Source organism: Lutibacter agarilyticus, assembly GCF_900188235.1.
Lineage (GTDB): Bacteria > Bacteroidota > Bacteroidia > Flavobacteriales > Flavobacteriaceae > Lutibacter > Lutibacter agarilyticus.
Map to the genome: position 1 here is coordinate 35939 of NZ_FZNT01000012.1, position 17433 is coordinate 53371.

Here is a 17433-nt window from a genome sequence, read left to right on the forward strand (position 1 = left end):
AAGGTTTATGTGTGATTCTTTACAGGATGGTACAGAATAGTTTGCTGAAAAAGAGGTTGTAATTTTATCGTAAATACAATAAATAAATATATGATGCAAAAAACGTTTTTACCAAAAATTGAAAGATTATTTTTCTTGATTGTTTTTGTAAGTTTTTTTTCTGTTTCTTGTGAAAGTGAGAAGCAAAATGTGACGTCTATTCCTGAAGGAAATAGAACAAAGTATAATTTTAACCCAGAATGGAAATTCATTCAAGAAAATCCAGAAAATGCGCAAGAAGTAGCGTTTGATGATGCTTCTTGGAGTACTGTAAGTGCACCACATACATTTAATGATGTAGATACGTTTGATGATTTAAGTATTGGAGGTCATAAAGGAGAGAAAAACCAATGGAGAGGTACTGTTTGGTATAGAAAACATTTTAAATTGCCTATTGTAGACTCAGGAAAAAAAGTATATATCGAGTTTGAATCTGTACGTCAAATAGCAGATGTTTATGTGAATGGTCATTTTTTAGGTCAAAATCAAACGGGTTTCATCCCTTTTGGATTTGATTTAACACCTTATCTTAAATTTGGTTCAGAAGAAAATATAATTGCAGTTAAAGTAAATAACGATCGTAATAGTGATAATTTTAGAGACAATGATCCACTTGTTTGGAATCATGAACATTGGCACCCAACTCACGGAGGGATATATAGAAATGTTTTTTTGCATACTATGGATCCAGTGCATATTACATTACCATTGTATGATAATTTAAAAACTGTTGGTATGTATGTATTTGCTGAAAATATTAGTGAAAAAAGTGCAGATATAACTATTACTGCAGAAGTTCAAAATGAGAATAAAACTTCAAAAAAAATAACTTTTGAGGCAAATATAGTTGATAATGATGGAGTTATTGTAAATACATCTAAAGATGTTAAAATACTTAATGCTGAAGAAAAATTTACATTTTCAACAACTGCTATTGTTTCAAATCCAAATCTTTGGTATACACGTCACCCTTATATGTATAAAGTAGTTTCTGTTTTAAAAGAAGGCAGTACAGTACTTGATACGTATGAATCACCTTTAGGTATTCGAAGTTTTGATTTTAATAAAGATACTGGATTTCATAATAATGGAGAACATGCTAAACTACACGGTTGGGGGCAAAAACCAACCAATGCTTGGGCTGGTTTAGGAGCTGCTTTACCTGACTGGTTACGTGATTATACCTATATGCTTATGGATGAAGCTGGAGGAAATTTTATTAGATGGGGACACTGTGCAGGCTCACCAGCTGAGATTGCTATGGGCGATAAATACGGATTTGTTACCTTAATGCCAGGAGTTTCAGGAGAATCTCAAGATGAAGGTGAAACTTGGGGAATTCGTATGGCTGCATTTCGAGATATGATAGTTTATTACCGTAATCACCCATCTATTTTTATTTGGGAAGGTGGTAACTGGGCTGAAACAGCTGAACATTACGAAGAAATATTAGATATTATCAAAACATATGACCCTAATGGAAAAAGGTTGATGGGGAATAGACGTTCAGACACGAAAACAGAATCGGAAGATTATGTTACAATTGAAGTAGGTACTGAAGGTTGGGAACGCGAGTTTCCAGGTTTACCAATTATTGAAAGTGAGTATTGTAGAGATGAAGCTCCAAGACGTATTTGGGATACATATTCACCTGATGATAATTTTTATAACAATCCAAATCTATATAAAAATGTATATAAATATGGATCTGAAACATTCGCCGTAAAACAAGCAAGTCATTGGTGGAACAAGATGGGAAAAAAATCATTCCACAGTGGAGGTGCCAACTGGGTATTTACTGATGGAACACACGGGGGAAGATGCCCTACAGAAGTTACAAGAGCTAGTGGAGAAGTTGATGCGGTAAGGTTGCCTAAAGAAGCCTTTTATGCATTGAAAGCAATGTGGAGACCTGAGCCTCAAGTTCACGTGGTTGGTCACTGGAATTATGCTGAAGGAACTAAGAAAGATATGTATGTGATTTCTAATTGTGCTGCAGTAAAGTTGTATGTGAATGGGGAATTATTAGGGACAGATTCAACTCCAGATGATGGATACGTTTATAAGTTTTCAGATATTGAATGGCAGGCAGGAGATATTAAAGTTGAAGGATATATTGATGATAAATTGTGTGTTTCTCAAACAAAAAGTACTGTTGGAGAGCCTGTAGCTATTAAACTTACATCTATTACAGGTTTAGAAGGATGGCGTGCAGATGGTTCAGATGTTGCATTGGTAGATGTTGAAGTAGTAGATGAAAATGGAAATAGATGTCCGTTAGATAAAGGTCGTGTTGATTTTACATTTTCAGGACCAGGAATATGGCGAGGAGGTTATAATAGTGGTAAAGCAAATAGTACAAATAATTTATTTTTAGATACCGAAGTTGGAATTAATAGAGTTGCTGTACGTTCTTTATTAGAAGCTGGAACTGTAACAATTACAGCCTCTAGAGATGGATTAAAATCTGCGAGTATTGATATTACATCTTTGCCAATAAATATTAATAATGGGTTAACAAAAGAGTTGCCACAAATGTATTTTGAAGTACCAGGTGAAGCAGAACCATTACCAGCTCACATTCCTGAGATGCCAGTTTATGAAGCCGAATCTCAGAATAAAAGTAAGTTGTTCACTAAATTTAGTTATACAGGTGACGCTAAATCCATGTTAAGAACCACGATGGATTGGGGGAAAAAGGCTTATACCGATTTAGATATGAATTATACAGTAATTCCAAATTACTTGAGAGGAGCTGAATATATTAGAACTCCAGATTCTGATAAGGGTTATTGGGCTAGAGATCTGTTACAATTTATAGCAGGTGTTGATATGGATATTTATGTATTGCATGATGATCGTGTTGCAAGACCAGAATTTTTAGTAGAAGATTTTAAAGATACAGGTGATGATCTTAAAATAGCAGATGTCACAATGTCTATTTTTAAGAGAACTGTAAAAGCAGGAGAAAGTATTGTTATGGCAGGGAACAGTGATGGAGATATACCAAAAGAGTCTAGAATGTATACTGTTATGGGTAAGATACATTAATCATAAATAATTTTAAGTTTTGAGTTTAAAAAAGCTATAATAACAACGCAAAATTTATTTGCAAAGTTATTATAGCTTTTTTTAATTAAATCACAGAAACTTTAGCATCAAAAAAATGAAGCATAGATTAAGTGTTATATCCATTTTAAGTAGTATTTTATTTTGTACAACACTATATTCTCAAAACAATTGGGATAAAGCAATTCAGATTGTGAGTGAGTTAAATCCTGTAACATCTTTTTTAGATACTACTTATTATATAAATAGTTTTGGAGCCAAAGGAGATGGGGAAACACCTTGTAAAGAAGCATTTGACAAAGCGGTTACAACTTGTAGTGAAAATGGAGGAGGAACAATTATTGTAGAAGCTGGAGATTATTATATGAATGGCCTACTAGTTTTGAAAAGCAATGCTCATACCGAATTAAAAGAAGGTGCTGTCTTCAATTTTAGCAGTCATGAAAGCGATTATCTTCCTGCAGTTTTAACTCGATGGGAAGGAATGGAGTTGTATAATTTTTCACCACTTATTTATGCGTATCATGTTTCAAATATTGTCATAACAGGAAAAGGAACTATCAATGGAAATGGTAGTAAGCACTTTGCTTCTTGGAAACATCAACAGGTAGCTGATAAAAAAAGTATTGCGCGAAATGGGTAAATTAAATGTACCTGTTTACAAAAGAGTCTTTGGAAAAGGACATAAATTACGCCCGGGTTTTTTTGAGCCATTTGGTTGTACTAATGTTCGTTTAGAAGGAATCACCGTCTTAGATTCACCTTTTTGGGTACTACATCCAATTTTTTGCAACAATGTAATTATTAGAAATGTAACCGTAAAAAGTAACAACCCAAATAATGATGGTGCGGATCCAGAATCTTGCACCAATGTTTTGATAGAGGATTGTAATTTTGAAATTGGTGATGATGCAATTGCCATTAAATCGGGACGCGATAATGATGCTTGGCGTGTTGGGCAACCTTCAGAAAATATTGTGATTCGTAATCGTTTATTTAGTTCAAAAACTAATGGTGTTTGTATAGGTAGTGAAATTGCAGGAGGTGTTCGAAATGTGTTTATTGAAAATATAAAAATTCCAAAATCATCAAATGCAGAAACATCTTATTTGTTTAAAAGATGGAAAGAATATTATATTTGATAGCGTAGTTATTAATGGTGTGAAAATGAGTAAAACTCCAAGAGATATTATTTTGGTAAAATTGAACACACATTAGTTTAAACAGTATAATTAGGATTCTAAATTATGAGTGAACAAAAAATTAAATGGGGAATTATAGGTTGTGGAGATGTTGCTGAAGTTAAAAGTGGTCCTGCTTTTCAAAAAGCTGAAAATTCAGAATTAACAGCTGTCATGCGAAGAGATGCTGAAAAAGTAAAAGACTTTGCTAATAGGCATAAAGTTGTAAATTGGTATACAGATGCAGTTGAACTTTTAAAGAATGAAGCTATTAATGCAATATACGTTGCTACGCCACCATCAACACATTTGCAGTATGCTTTAGATGCATTAAAAGCGGGTAAAAATGTGTATATAGAAAAACCAATGGTACTTAATTCAACAGAGGCTGAAAAGCTTTGTGAAGCTGTTGAAAATGCCAGTTCTAAAGTTACGGTGGCTCATTACAGAAGATGTTTACCTGCATTTTTGAAAGTGAAAGAATTAATAGCATCAAATAGTATTGGAACTATTTCATTAGCTGAGATTCAGATTTTTCAACCAAAAAACACTGAAATGATTGCTAAATCTGACACAAATTGGCGTGTAAATCCTTCCATTTCTGGTGGCGGTTATTTTCATGACATTGCCCCGCATCAAATAGATTTAATGTGTTATTATTTTGGAGAAGTAAAAATTGCTGAAGGTTTTACTGTAGCTCAAAATAATGAGTCAAATAATCTTGTGAATGGAATCATAAATTTTGAAAATGGGGTTCAGTTTAAAGGAACTTGGAATTTTAATGCTCCAGTTAAAATGCAAAAGGACAATTGTACCATAGTTGGAAGTAAAGGTACTATTTCATTTTCTTTTTATGGAGAAGAAGTTGTAACTGTTATTGATGGAAAACAGGAAATTCATCAATTTACAAATCCTATACATGTACAACAGCCAATGATTGAAAAAACCGTGGCATATTTTTTAGGGAATGAAAGCAATCCTTGTTCGGTTGAGGAAGGTTTAATGGTGACAGAAATTATGGATAAATTTTGTGGTAAATAAATTTTTAAACATCAAAATATTTTAAGTTTTAATAAATAATAAAAAGGGATCAAAAAAATGAAAAAATTGAATCTGATTGTAATTGTAATTATTGTAAGTCTGTCATCGTGTAATTCGAACACTACGCCAGTAACTAAAGAAACAGAAACTATTGAAGATAAAATGGTGAAAGCCTTAGAATGGCAAGAAGCACATCCAATTTACGCCGTTGACCCAACAGATTGGACAAACGGAGCTTATTACACGGGTGTTGTAAAAGCGCATCAAGCAACAAAAAATCAAATGTTTTTAGCTGCACTAAAAACAATGGGGCACAACAATCAATGGGAAACTTTTGAAAGATATCATCATGCTGATGACATTGCAATTTCTTATGCCTATTTATATACAAATACTACCCGTAAAAACTTAGTTGATTTAGAACCAACAGATACTTTTATTCAAAAACATTTATTTGATCCAAGTCCTTGGAAACAAGGTGTTGAAGGTTCTGACATGCAAATATTATGGTGGTGGTGTGATGCATTATTTATGGCGCCTCCAGTATTGGCAAAGTATGCGAAATTTAAAAATGATGAAAGTTATTTAGATGAAATGCATACCTATTACAAACAAACGTATGATATGCTTTACGATAAGGAGGAGGCTCTTTTTGCAAGAGATTTACGCTTTAAGTGGAAAGGTGAACCAACCGATAAAAAAGGAGGAAATGGTAAAAAAATATTTTGGTCTCGAGGAAACGGTTGGGTACTTGGTGGCTTAGCTTTGGTTTTAGAAGATATGCCGAAGGATTATAAACATAGAGCTTTTTATGAAACATTGTTTGTTGAAATGGCTACAAAAATTAAAGAGATTCAAAGTGAAGATGGTTTATGGAGAACGAGTTTATTATCTCCGGAATCATTTAATCATGGTGAAACTAGCGGCAGTGGATTTTTTACGTTTGCAATGGCTTGGGGAATTAATAATGGGGTATTATCAAAAGAAGAATTTCAACCTACAGTTTTAAAAGCTTGGGGTGCTTTAGAATCTTGTCAACAAGAAAATGGCATGGTAGGCTGGGTGCAAAACATTGGATATGATCCAAGACCTGCAAATGCTGAGAGCTGGCAAAACTATGGGACTGGTGCATTTATTTTAGCCGGGAGTGAAGTGTTAAAGTTGAAATAAAACCATTAAATTCATGAAAAATGAAAAAAATTTATTAAATAGTTTTATATGTTTTTTGTTGTTATCACAAATTACATTGGCACAGGAGGTAATTAAAGGAACCAATAAACTGATTTATCTAAATGAATATCATTTGGGAAAAGTGAAGGAGTTAATAGCAAAGAATGACGCTTTTTTTACAGAAGCCTATGGTGAATTGATAGTTGAAGCAACAAAAGAATTGGATATTGTTCCAAATCCTGTTACCAATAAAACAACGATTCCTCCTAGTGGAGATGTACATGATTATATGAGTATTGCTGTTTATAGATGGCCAAATCCTGATACGGAAGACGGAATGCCTTGGATTGTGAAAGATGGGCAAATAAACCCTATGGTTAGGACTGATGATTTGGATTGGACACGTTTGGGTAAAATGTTTGGTAGCTTGAACAAACTTTCAATGGCGTATTATTTTTCAGAAGATATAAAATATGCGAATAAAGCCAAATCAATTATAAATACCGGGTTTATAAATGAAAACACAAAGGTGAATCCGAATATCAATTTTGGACAAGGAATACCAGGGGAGTTTTTAGGTAGACGTGCAGGAATGATTGAATGGAAAAATATTTCAACTGTAGTTACTACAATACAAATATTGGATGCTAAAAACATCTTTAATGATGATGAGATGAAGGTGTTAAACACTTGGTTTTATAATTATTATCAATGGGCGAAAACAAATAAATTTGGTCTTGAAAATGATAATGGTCTACAAAATCATTCCACTTGCTATGATTTTCAGATGGTGGGTATTGCTCGTTATTTAGGATTAAATGATGAAGCAAAAAGTAGATTGGAAGCTGCAAAAATGAAACGTACTGATACACAAATTGGGCCTGATGGAGCACAACCTCGTGAGCTTGGTAGAACGAGGTCTGTACACTACAGTTCTATGAACTTAAAAGTAATGACTAGTTTAGCTGAAATGGGAGTACCTCTTGGGGTTGACCTATGGAGTTATATTTCTCCAGATGGAAAAAGCATAAAAAATGCGTTTGAATTTTTAAGACCTTATGCGCAAGGAGACGAAAAATGGCCTTACAAACAAATTGGGGGCCAGAAAAAGCAATAGACGACGAAATGAAACCGGTATTTAGTATGGCAAGTACAATTTATGGTGAGCCGTTAATTAATGAAAATGTTCATGTGTATAAGCATTTAAATTATTTACAAAAGTTGCAATATCCTCCATTATTTAAACTAAATAATTAGTAATATATTTAATTATAAAATCTAAAATTATTCATCTTAAGAAACTATAATCATGAAAACGAAATTTTTATTTTTTAGCTGTATTCTTTATCTCGTTACATTTTCAATACAAGCTCAAAAGAAGTCTCAATTAGAAAGTAGAGCTTATTTTGTAGATGTTTTGGTTAATGTTTCTAATCCCGTATTAGAGGCTTTAGCGAATAATGAACTTAAAAAAACAATGCCGGTAGAGGTTTCACCAAAACATATAAACGATAGAACCAGATTTGCTTATTTGGAAGCTTTTGGAAGATTACTTTCAGGTATCTCGCCTTGGTTAGAATTAGGACCAGATAATTCAAAAGAAGGGAAATTACGCGAAAAGTATATTCAACTTACATTAAAGTGTTTAAAAAATGCAACGGATCCAAATGCTGCAGATTATATGAATTTTAGTGAAGGAAGTCAGCCACTAGTTGATGCAGCCTTTTTAGCGCAAGGTTTATTAAGAGCACCCACTCAACTTTGGGAAAGATCAGATAAGGAAACACAACAACATATTTTAAAAGCATTAAAGCTAACCCGAAAGTTATCGCCAGGTTACAATAATTGGTTATTATTTACGGCGATGGTTGAGGCGGCTATTTTAAAGTTCGAAGGCGAAGCTGATATGGTGCGAATTCAATATGCATTAAACAAGCATAACGAGTGGTATCTAGGAGATGGTACTTATGGAGATGGCCCTAATTTTCATTGGGATTATTACAATAGTTTTGTAATTCATCCAATGTTATTAGATATCTACAATGTACTAAATGAGCAAAAAGAGACATTACAAAATTGGAGATACAGTCAATTTATAGATGGTTATGATGGGATTTTGAAGAGAGCTCAAAAATATGCAGTAATTCAAGAAAAGTTAATTTCACCAGAAGGAACTTATCCGCCAATAGGACGTTCATTAACATACCGCTTTGGAGCTTTTCAACTGTTGTCACAAATTGCTTTGTTTCAAAAATTGCCAAAAACGATAAAACCGAGTCAGGTTCGTTCTGCATTACATGCGGTTATTGAAAAACATATGAGTTCAAAAAGGATGTTTACAAAAGATGGTTGGTTAACCATTGGTTTTTATGGCCATCAACCAGAATTGGCAGAACGATATATCTCAACAGGTAGTTTATATATTTGTGCTGAAATATTTTTAGCATTGGGTTTAAAGCCTGAATCTTCTTTTTGGGCGGATCCAGCTGAAGATTGGAGTCAAAAAAAAATATGGGCAGATAATTAACTCCCTTTACAACCCTATGCTTAACAGCACAGTACAGGATGGTTTTTTTTGTGAGGTTTCATAATCTTGTTCTTAATTAATACATCACATCAATATTAAAAAATTAAAAATGATTAAACACATTATTACTTGTGCATTATTAGTTTTAGCAATCAGCTTTACAAGTTGTGAAACTAAAAATGAAATTTCCTACAAAGGTGAAAATTTGCCAACAGGAAATAGAACTAAATATAATTTCAATCCAGATTGGAAGTTTCTTCAAGATAATCCTGAGCCTGCTGAGGCACTAAACTATGATGATACATCCTGGTCTACAGTAAGTTGTCCACATACATTTAATGATGTTGATACTTTTGACGATTTAAGTCTTGGGCATCACGATGGAGAAAAAAATCAATGGAGAGGTACCGTTTGGTATCGTAAACATTTTAAATTACCAGCTTCCGATGAGGGTAAAAAGATATTTATTGAATTTGAATCTGTACGTCAAATAGCTGATGTTTATGTGAACGGAAAGCATATTGGACAAAATCAAACTGGGTTTATTCCTTTTGGATTTGATTTAACACCTTATATTAAATTTGGAGATGCAGACAATGTAATTGCAGTGAAAGTAAATAACGATCGTAATAGTGATGACTTTAGAGATAATTTTCCGCTCGTTTGGAATCACGAACACTGGCATCCAACACATGGTGGAATTTACAGAAATGTATTTTTGCATACAATGGATCCTGTACATATTACCTTACCATTATATGATAATTTAAAAACGGTTGGAACGTATGTGTACGCTGAAAATATTACAGAGAAAAATGCTGATATTTTTGTAAATGCAGAGGTGAAAAACGATAATAATGCAGATAAAACAATTGATTTTGAAGCTCAAATAATTGACAAAGAAGGAAAAGTAGTAGCTATTGCAAATGAGCAACAAACCATACCTTCCGGAGAAAAAATTACATTTTCAGCAAAAACAAGTTTAGCAAATCCAAATCGTTGGTACACTCGTAAACCTTATATGTATAAAGTACTTTCGGTTTTAAAGGAAGGCGATAGTATTATTGATACGTACGAAACACCTTTAGGTATTCGTAGTTTTGATTTTAATAAAGATACCGGATTTTGGAATAATGGTGAATATGCCAAATTACATGGTTGGGGACAAAAACCTACAAATGGCTGGGCAGGTTTAGGAGCTGCATTGCCAAATTGGTTGAATGAATTTACATTTCAATTGATGGATGAAGCAGGAGGGAATTTTATTCGTTGGGGACATTGTGCTGGTTCTCCAGGCGAAGTAGCAATGGGAGATAAATATGGGTTTGTAACCTTAATGCCAGGTGTTTCAGGAGAATCTCAGGATGAAGGTGAAACTTGGGATATTCGTATTGCTGCTTTTCGTGATATGATTGTTTATTACAGAAACAATCCTTCTATTTTTATTTGGGAAGGTGGAAACTGGGCTGAAACAGCTGCTCATTACGAAGAAATTTTAGATATCATAAATACTTTCGACCCGAATGGAAAAAGATTGATGGGGAACAGAAGAGCCGATGTAAAAATGGACTCTGAAGCATATGTTTCTATTGAAGTTGGTACTGAAGGTTGGGAACGTGAATATGCCCATTTACCACTTATTGAAAGTGAATATTGTCGTGATGAAGCTCCAAGACGTATTTGGGATAAATACTCACCTGATGATAATTTTTATAATAATCCAAATCTTAGTAAAAACACCTATAAGTTTGGTTCTGAAACGTATGCAGTAAGACAAGCAGATCACTGGTGGAATAAAATGGGAAAAAAAGCATACCATAGTGGTGGCGCTAATTGGATTTTTACAGATGGAACTCACGGAGGTCGTGGACAAACTGAAGTTACTAGAGCTAGTGGAGAAGTAGATGCAGTACGTCTTCCAAAAGAAGCTTTTTATGCATTAAAAGCTATGTGGAGACCAGAACCTCAGGTTCATGTAATTGGGCACTGGAACTATGCTGAAGGTACTAAAAAAGATATGTATGTAATTTCAAACTGTTCTGAAGTTAAATTCTATTTAAATGATGAATTATTAGGTACAAATAATACGCCAAAAGATGGCTATGTATTTAAATTATCAGATGTTAAATGGCAAAAAGGAACAATTAAAGTTGAAGGTTATATTGATGGTAAATTACAAACTTCACAAACAAAAGTAACTGTAGGCGAACCAGCAGCTATAAAATTAACTTCAATTACAGGAGCAAAAGGATGGCGTGCAGACGGGTCTGATATTGCTTTAATTGATGTTGAAATTGTTGATGAAAACGGATTAAGATGTCCGTTAGAAAAAGGTCGTATTGATTTTACAATTTCTGGCCCTGGAATATGGAGAGGTGGTTACAATAGCGGAAAAGCAAATAGCACTAATAATCTTTATTTAGATGTTGAATGCGGAATTAATAGAGTTGCTGTACGTTCTTTACTTATGCCTGGAAAAGTAACAGTAACAGCTTCAAAAGATGGTTTTGAAGTGGCTAGTATTGATATTACTTCTCAATTAGTAGCTATTACAAACGGACTTACAACAGAACTTCCTCAAGTATTTAATGATGGTGAAATTGCAGAAGAGCCAATGCCTGCTTATACTCCTGAAACACAGCCTTACGTAGCAAGTGAGCAAAATAAGAGTGAATTGTTTACAAACTTTAGCTATACAGGTGATTCAAAAGCAATCCTTAGAAAAACTTTAATGTGGGGTAAAAAAGCGCATACTGATTTAGAGTTTAACTATACTGTTATCCCATCCTATTTAAGAGATGGAAGTGCTGAATATATTCGTACTCCAAATTCAGATAAAGGATATTGGGCACGTGATCTGTTGCAATTTATTGCTGGAGTTGATATGGTTATTTATGTGGGTCATGATGATGCTGTAAAAAGACCAGAGTTCTTATTAAAAGATTATACAGATACAGGTGATAATTTTAAAATTGATGATCGTACTATTTCATTATTTAAAAGAGAAGCTAAAGCTGGTGAAAGTATTATTATGGCGGGTAACAGTGATGGAGATGTGCCAGAAGATTGCCATATGTATGTGGTAATTGGAAAAAAACTTTAATTATTGATTAAATATAATAAATAGAAAGTATAATTATTTGGGTTTGATTTGTGAAATGCAGAGTTGTTTAAACAACTCTGCATTTCTTGTATAAGCCATTTTTTGATTATTAATTATATTTTCAAAATATTGAAGATTAGCAACGAACTAAAAATTAATCATTCAATAGCGATGTATTGTAAGGAAGATAATCAGTTCACACGCTTTACTAGATAGTGTCCTTTTTAGATTAGCTAAAATATTCGCATAAAATATAAAATCCCACAACTTTTGATCTTAATGCAAAACGACACAATTTTGAAACAAATCTAAATAAAAATGAAACATTTGAAAATGAAAAAACCTTGTAGAATAACGTTCTACAAGGTTTTGAAGGGAGTTTAAAAAACTCTTAGCGGAGAAAGAGGGATTCGAACCCCCGGAGGTATGACCCTCAACAGTTTTCAAGACTGCCGCATTCGACCACTCTGCCATTTCTCCCTTAGCGGTTGCAAATATAAAACGCTTTTTTGTTTTGATAAAACATTTTCACACTTTTTTTTAATATTTTTTCTATTACATTTGGCCTTCAAATAATTAGATGAGTTCAATAGTCGAAATAATAGTTTTAATAATAGTTGGTTTTGTAGCAGGATCAATAAATACATTAGCAGGTGGAGGTTCTTTGTTAACTTTACCAATTCTTATTTTTTTAGGCTTACCACCAAACATTGCAAATGGAACAAATAGAATTGCAATCCTTTTTCAAAATATTTTTACAACAGCCGGTTTTAAAAGTAAAGGGATAGTAACTTTTCCTTTTAGTATTTATGTGGGTATCTCAGCCTTATTTGGATCAATAATAGGAGCTCAAATTGCAGTTGACATAAAAGGGGATACTTTTAATAAAATTTTAGCCATTATTATGGTAATTGTGGTTGTTTATATGCTTTTGAAATCACAGCATAGACAACTTAATATTCTTGAAAAAACAACAGGTAAACATTTGTGGTTAAGTATTATATTGTTCTTTTTTGTAGGTGTTTACGGAGGCTTTATTCAAGCTGGAGTAGGTTTTATAATGTTACTTGTTTTATCTTCGGTAAATAATATTTCCTTAGTTAAAAGTAATGCTATTAAAGTAACGGTAGCGTTAATTTACACGTTCTCTGCCGTTGCTGTATTTGCATACAACGATAAAATTAATTGGAAAGTAGGCTTAACTTTAGCGATTGGTAATTCAGTTGGTGGCTGGTTGGCAAGTAGGTGGTCTGTTAAAAAGGGAGATGGCCTTATTCGTAATATTTTAATTGTTATGATTGCTGTAATGGCAATAAAATTGTGGTTTTTTTAAAGTTATTTCAAAGTATAAATCAACCTTCAATAGGATTCTTTTTTTTACATTTGTCACTTAAATTTATGATATGTCTAATTCATTTGGAAAAATATTTACAATAACAACTTTTGGAGAATCTCATGGCGAAGCTATTGGAGGTGTAATTGATGGTTGTCCTGCTGGTGTAGAACTTGATTTGGAGTTTATTCAGAAAGAAATGGATCGAAGAAAACCTGGTCAATCTAAAATTGTAACTCAACGTAAAGAACCAGATGCAGTTCGTTTTTTGTCTGGTATCTTTGAAGGTAAAACAACTGGAGCTTCCATTGGATTCATTATTGAAAACGTACATCAACGTTCTAATGATTATTCTCATATAAAAGACTCTTACAGACCTTCTCACGCAGACTATACATATGATAAGAAATATGGAAATCGTGACTATAGAGGTGGAGGAAGAACTTCAGCACGTGAAACTGCTAACTGGGTTGTTGGTGGTGCCGTAGCTAAACAAGTAATTCCTGAAATTAAAATTAATGCGTACACATCTTCGGTAGGTGATTTGTTTTTAGAAAAACCATACCAGGATTTAGATTTTACGCAAACAGAAAATAATATTGTTCGTTGTCCTGATGCTGAAGTAGCAGAGAAGATGATCGAAAAAATTGATACTATTAGAAAACAAGGTGATACTATTGGAGGAACAGTAACTTGTGTTATTGAAAATGTTCCTGTTGGATTGGGTGAACCTATTTTTGATAAGTTACATGCGCAGTTAGGGAAAGCTATGCTTTCAATAAATGCTGTTAAAGGTTTTGAATACGGTAGCGGTTTTTGTGGTGCAAAAATGAAAGGTAGTGAGCACAATGATATTTTTAATGAAGATGGAAGTACTCAAACAAATCTTTCAGGTGGTATTCAAGGTGGAATTAGTAACGGAATGGATATTTATTTCCGTGTAGCTTTTAAGCCTGTTGCTACAATTATGCAAGCACAACAAACTATAGATAAAGAAGGTAACATTGTTGAAATGCACGGTAAAGGCCGTCACGATCCTTGTGTAGTACCTAGAGCAGTTCCTATTGTTGAAGCTTTAGCAGCAATGGTGTTAACCGATTTTATGTTGCTAAATAAATAAATAAAAAGGCTGAAATTTAAATTTCAGCCTTTTTTTATAAACTTAAGATTAAAAATAGCAAGGGAATCAAAATACCTAAAGCAGTATAAATTCCGCCTCTACCTTTGAGTCCTTTTTTACCTTTCACCATAAATAAAGATGTAATTGCAAACAGTATTAATGCACCTGCAAAAATATCTGAAAACCAAGTCCAGAATCTATTTGGATTGTAATGTAAATAATTTACTTCATAAAAAACAGGACGCCTTTTTAAATATTCAGCATAACCTTTTCCACTATTTGTATTTACAATAATAGAAGAGCCTCCTTTTAAAAATATTTTTATTCTATTATCATTTGGATAATAATGTTTTTTATAATTATCTCTATTGTCAACTTCATCTAATAGTAAAAAGATATTTTCTTTTACTGAAGCCGTTTTTTCAAGCTGAATAGCTGTTGTAAAACGATTTATTTCCACAGAGTAATTTGGATTCCAGTCGCTCATATGATTTAAAGCAATTCCTGAAAGTCCGTATATTAATGTTGTTCCTATAAAAAAGTAGCCAATGTCTCTATGAAGAATTCTACTCCATTTACGTAATAGTTTCATGAAATTACTCTACAATCTCGTGAGATACATATTGTAACGAGTAATTCGAAATATGATCTGTACCATCTGCCTTCATTTGATCTCTATAATTTTGAAGGTGTTTCTTTTTATTATTGAATTGTTCTTCGTTAGATTTTCCTTCAGAATGACTTTTAATATTGTCTTCTTCCATTTTTAACAAATATGCTTCATCAATACGTTCTTCTAAAACAATACCTGTAAGCGAAATTTCACTTCCTTTTAAGCTTTCGTCAAATCTTTCTTCTGAAAAAACATGTGCATCACCTTCATCAGTAACTAATAGAATCTTTTTACCACCATGTTTACATACGTGGTCAACAATTCCTTGAACTTTTATTTCTTTACTAACAAAGTCACTAGCTTTTGAGTCGAATTCACCTAAAGTTAGTACTGGAGTTTCAACAATTTCTATAGCTGCAGTGCCTGTATTTTTTTCTTCATTTTTTGTGGCTGTTTTGCAAGAAAATAGAAATAAACTAATTGTAAATACTACTAAAATATTTTTCATCATTGTTTTAATTATTTGGTTGAATTATAAAATGTAACTACTAAATTAGAAGTGTTTTAAATGATAAATTATGATTAATATCAGTTCATTTGAAAATAGATGTGTGACTTAAGTTTCATTAAATACTTATTAATAAGGTTTTTAGATATTTAAGAAGGTGTTTGTAATACATTTTTCGCTCATTAATAAGTATAAAAAAAACCATCTTTATTCAAATAAAGATGGTTTTAGAATATTCTACACTATTTAAACAATAGTAAGTTAACTATTACATTGCAGGTAAATCTCCATTACCTTTAGTAGGTAAGTTGCTATAACCCATTAAATATTCATCAACTTTTCTAGCAGCTTCTCTTCCTTCAGAAATAGCCCAAACAATTAAACTTTGACCTCTACGCATATCACCAGCAGTAAATATTTTTGGAATATTTGTTTGGTATGCTACGGTAGTTGCTTTGTAATTGCTTCTAAAATCGGTTTCAATTCCTAATTGATCGCTTAAAATAGCTTCTGGTCCTGTAAAACCAAGCGCTAATAAAGCTAAGTCACAAGGCCATGTTTTTTCAGTACCTTCAAGTTCAATTAATTCAGGTCTTTGACCGGGAACCATTTTCCATTCTACATTCACAGTTTTTAAAGCCGTTAATTCACCTTTTTCGTTTGTAATAAACTCTTTTGTGTTAATTAGCCAGTTTCTATCACAACCTTCTTTGTGTGAAGAAGATGTTTTTAACTGTAAAGGCCAATAAGGCCAAGGTGTTGAAGGGCTTCTGTGTCCTGGAGGTTTTGGCATAATTTCAAAATTAGTCACAGATTTTGCTCCATGTCTGTTTGAAGTACCAACACAGTCAGATCCTGTATCTCCACCACCAATAACAATTACATGTTTATCAGTAGCTAAAACTTGATCTTTAACTTCTTTACCTAAAACAACTTTAGTTTGTTGTGTTAAAAAGTCCATAGCCTGAACAACTCCCTCGCTATCAGCTCCTTCAATAGGTAAACCTCTTTTTTGAGTAGCACCACCACATAAAACAATAGCATTGAATTTTTTCAGTTTTTCAATAGGGTAATTAACACCAACATTTGCATTGGTTTTAAATTTGATTCCTTCTTTTTCAAGAATATCAATTCTTCTATCAATAATTCCTTTTTCTAATTTGAAGTTTGGAATTCCGTAACGCAATAAACCACCCAATTCATCATCTCTTTCAAAAACAGTTACGGTATGTCCAGCTCTGTTTAATTGTTGTGCCGCAGCTAAACCAGCAGGTCCTGAACCTACAACAGCTATTTTTTTACCAGTTCTTTTATTAGGTATTTGAGGTACAACCCAACCTTCTTTAAATGCTCTTTCAACAATATTTTTTTCAATATTTTCTATTGAAATAGGATCATCAATTAAACCAAGCACACATGCTTGCTCGCAAGGAGCAGGGCATAAACGTCCTGTAAATTCTGGAAAGTTATTGGTTGAATGCAATATCCAAGAAGCTTTTTTCCATTCACCCTGGTGTACCATATGGTTAAAATCTGGAATTAAATTACCAAGTGGGCACCCACTATGACAAAATGGAATTCCACAATCCATACATCTTGATCCTTGTTTTGTAATTTCAGCCTCGTTTAATGGTTGTGTAAATTCATCGTAATTAGTTACACGTTCTTTAACTGGCTTATATGTTTCGTCTTTTCTTTCGAATTCTTTAAATCCTGTTACTTTTCCCAT

At 33.0% G+C, this 17433-nt stretch carries 14 protein-coding genes and 1 tRNA gene; 11 read left to right on the forward strand and 4 right to left on the reverse strand.

From position 1 onward, the window contains the following. Positions 1-90: 90 nt before the first annotated feature. From CHB67_RS16270 to CHB67_RS16305, 9 genes are all read left to right on the forward strand, one after another. The gene (locus tag CHB67_RS16270) at positions 91-3090 is read left to right on the forward strand and encodes a glycoside hydrolase family 2 protein (protein ID WP_089382867.1); all 3000 of its coding nucleotides are present in this window, start codon (positions 91-93) and stop codon (positions 3088-3090) included. Between the two features lie 115 nt (positions 3091-3205). Further along, on the forward strand, positions 3206-3751 hold the full coding sequence (locus CHB67_RS17320; protein ID WP_217900281.1) for a glycoside hydrolase family protein: 546 nt from the start codon (positions 3206-3208) through the stop codon (positions 3749-3751). Continuing rightward, on the forward strand, positions 3744-4250 hold the full coding sequence (locus tag CHB67_RS17325) for a glycoside hydrolase family 28 protein (RefSeq protein ID WP_217900282.1): 507 nt from the start codon (positions 3744-3746) through the stop codon (positions 4248-4250). Before CHB67_RS17320 ends, CHB67_RS17325 begins: the two co-directional genes overlap by 8 nt. Positions 4251-4355: 105 nt before the next feature. Next, a complete protein-coding gene (locus tag CHB67_RS16280; protein ID WP_089382868.1) occupies positions 4356-5330 on the forward strand; it encodes a Gfo/Idh/MocA family protein in 975 nt (324 codons plus the stop codon). A gap of 57 nt (positions 5331-5387) precedes the next feature. Next, positions 5388-6500: a glycoside hydrolase family 88/105 protein gene (locus CHB67_RS16285; protein WP_089382869.1), complete on the forward strand. Its 1113-nt coding sequence runs from the start codon at positions 5388-5390 to the stop codon at positions 6498-6500. A 13-nt stretch (positions 6501-6513) separates the two neighbouring features. Continuing rightward, positions 6514-7617 carry an alginate lyase family protein gene (locus tag CHB67_RS16290; RefSeq protein WP_089382870.1) on the forward strand — a complete coding sequence of 368 codons (1104 nt, stop codon included), beginning with the start codon at positions 6514-6516 and terminating at the stop codon, positions 7615-7617. Continuing rightward, positions 7578-7757: a hypothetical protein gene (locus CHB67_RS16295; protein ID WP_089382871.1), complete on the forward strand. Its 180-nt coding sequence runs from the start codon at positions 7578-7580 to the stop codon at positions 7755-7757. The genes CHB67_RS16290 and CHB67_RS16295 overlap by 40 nt, the downstream gene beginning before the upstream one ends. A gap of 52 nt (positions 7758-7809) precedes the next feature. Then, positions 7810-9027, forward strand: a complete 1218-nt coding sequence (locus CHB67_RS16300) for a DUF2264 domain-containing protein (RefSeq protein WP_089382872.1) — start codon at positions 7810-7812, stop codon at positions 9025-9027. Positions 9028-9136: 109 nt separating this feature from the next. Continuing rightward, the gene (locus tag CHB67_RS16305) at positions 9137-12130 is read left to right on the forward strand and encodes a glycoside hydrolase family 2 protein (RefSeq protein ID WP_089382873.1); all 2994 of its coding nucleotides are present in this window, start codon (positions 9137-9139) and stop codon (positions 12128-12130) included. Between the two features lie 395 nt (positions 12131-12525). Here the strand turns inward: CHB67_RS16305 and CHB67_RS16310 are convergent. Further along, a tRNA-Ser gene (locus tag CHB67_RS16310) sits at positions 12526-12610 on the reverse strand. Between the two features lie 100 nt (positions 12611-12710). On the opposite strand from CHB67_RS16310, the gene CHB67_RS16315 reads away from it, so the two are divergent. After that, positions 12711-13463, forward strand: a complete 753-nt coding sequence (locus tag CHB67_RS16315) for a sulfite exporter TauE/SafE family protein (RefSeq protein WP_089382874.1) — start codon at positions 12711-12713, stop codon at positions 13461-13463. Between the two features lie 70 nt (positions 13464-13533). Continuing rightward, on the forward strand, positions 13534-14583 hold the full coding sequence (aroC, locus tag CHB67_RS16320; protein ID WP_089382875.1) for a chorismate synthase: 1050 nt from the start codon (positions 13534-13536) through the stop codon (positions 14581-14583). A gap of 34 nt (positions 14584-14617) precedes the next feature. Here aroC and CHB67_RS16325 read toward each other — a convergent pair whose 3' ends face one another. The 3 genes from CHB67_RS16325 to CHB67_RS16335 form a co-directional block, all read right to left on the reverse strand. Next, complete coding sequence (locus tag CHB67_RS16325; RefSeq protein ID WP_089382876.1) at positions 14618-15175, reverse strand: PepSY-associated TM helix domain-containing protein; 558 nt, start codon at positions 15173-15175, stop codon at positions 14618-14620. A gap of 4 nt (positions 15176-15179) precedes the next feature. Then, a complete protein-coding gene (locus CHB67_RS16330; protein WP_141119740.1) occupies positions 15180-15707 on the reverse strand; it encodes a hypothetical protein in 528 nt (175 codons plus the stop codon). A 265-nt stretch (positions 15708-15972) separates the two neighbouring features. Next, positions 15973-17433: a glutamate synthase subunit beta gene (locus tag CHB67_RS16335; RefSeq protein WP_089382878.1), complete on the reverse strand. Its 1461-nt coding sequence runs from the start codon at positions 17431-17433 to the stop codon at positions 15973-15975.

Excerpts from the sequence above, each read along its gene's own strand:
- CHB67_RS16325 (WP_089382876.1), bottom strand. The coding sequence starts at position 15,175 with ATGAAACTATTACGTAAATGGAGTAGAATTCTTCATAGAGACATTGGC.
- CHB67_RS16335 (WP_089382878.1), bottom strand. The coding sequence starts at position 17,433 with ATGGGAAAAGTAACAGGATTTAAAGAATTCGAAAGAAAAGACGAAACA.
- CHB67_RS17325 (WP_217900282.1), top strand. The coding sequence starts at position 3,744 with ATGGGTAAATTAAATGTACCTGTTTACAAAAGAGTCTTTGGAAAAGGA.
- CHB67_RS16300 (WP_089382872.1), top strand. The coding sequence starts at position 7,810 with ATGAAAACGAAATTTTTATTTTTTAGCTGTATTCTTTATCTCGTTACA.
- CHB67_RS16290 (WP_089382870.1), top strand. The coding sequence starts at position 6,514 with ATGAAAAATGAAAAAAATTTATTAAATAGTTTTATATGTTTTTTGTTG.
- CHB67_RS16285 (WP_089382869.1), top strand. The coding sequence starts at position 5,388 with ATGAAAAAATTGAATCTGATTGTAATTGTAATTATTGTAAGTCTGTCA.
- CHB67_RS16270 (WP_089382867.1), top strand. The coding sequence starts at position 91 with ATGATGCAAAAAACGTTTTTACCAAAAATTGAAAGATTATTTTTCTTG.
- CHB67_RS16330 (WP_141119740.1), bottom strand. The coding sequence starts at position 15,707 with ATGATGAAAAATATTTTAGTAGTATTTACAATTAGTTTATTTCTATTT.
- CHB67_RS17320 (WP_217900281.1), top strand. The coding sequence starts at position 3,206 with ATGAAGCATAGATTAAGTGTTATATCCATTTTAAGTAGTATTTTATTT.
- aroC (WP_089382875.1), top strand. The coding sequence starts at position 13,534 with ATGTCTAATTCATTTGGAAAAATATTTACAATAACAACTTTTGGAGAA.
- CHB67_RS16315 (WP_089382874.1), top strand. The coding sequence starts at position 12,711 with ATGAGTTCAATAGTCGAAATAATAGTTTTAATAATAGTTGGTTTTGTA.
- CHB67_RS16305 (WP_089382873.1), top strand. The coding sequence starts at position 9,137 with ATGATTAAACACATTATTACTTGTGCATTATTAGTTTTAGCAATCAGC.
- CHB67_RS16280 (WP_089382868.1), top strand. The coding sequence starts at position 4,356 with ATGAGTGAACAAAAAATTAAATGGGGAATTATAGGTTGTGGAGATGTT.
- CHB67_RS16295 (WP_089382871.1), top strand. The coding sequence starts at position 7,578 with ATGGCCTTACAAACAAATTGGGGGCCAGAAAAAGCAATAGACGACGAA.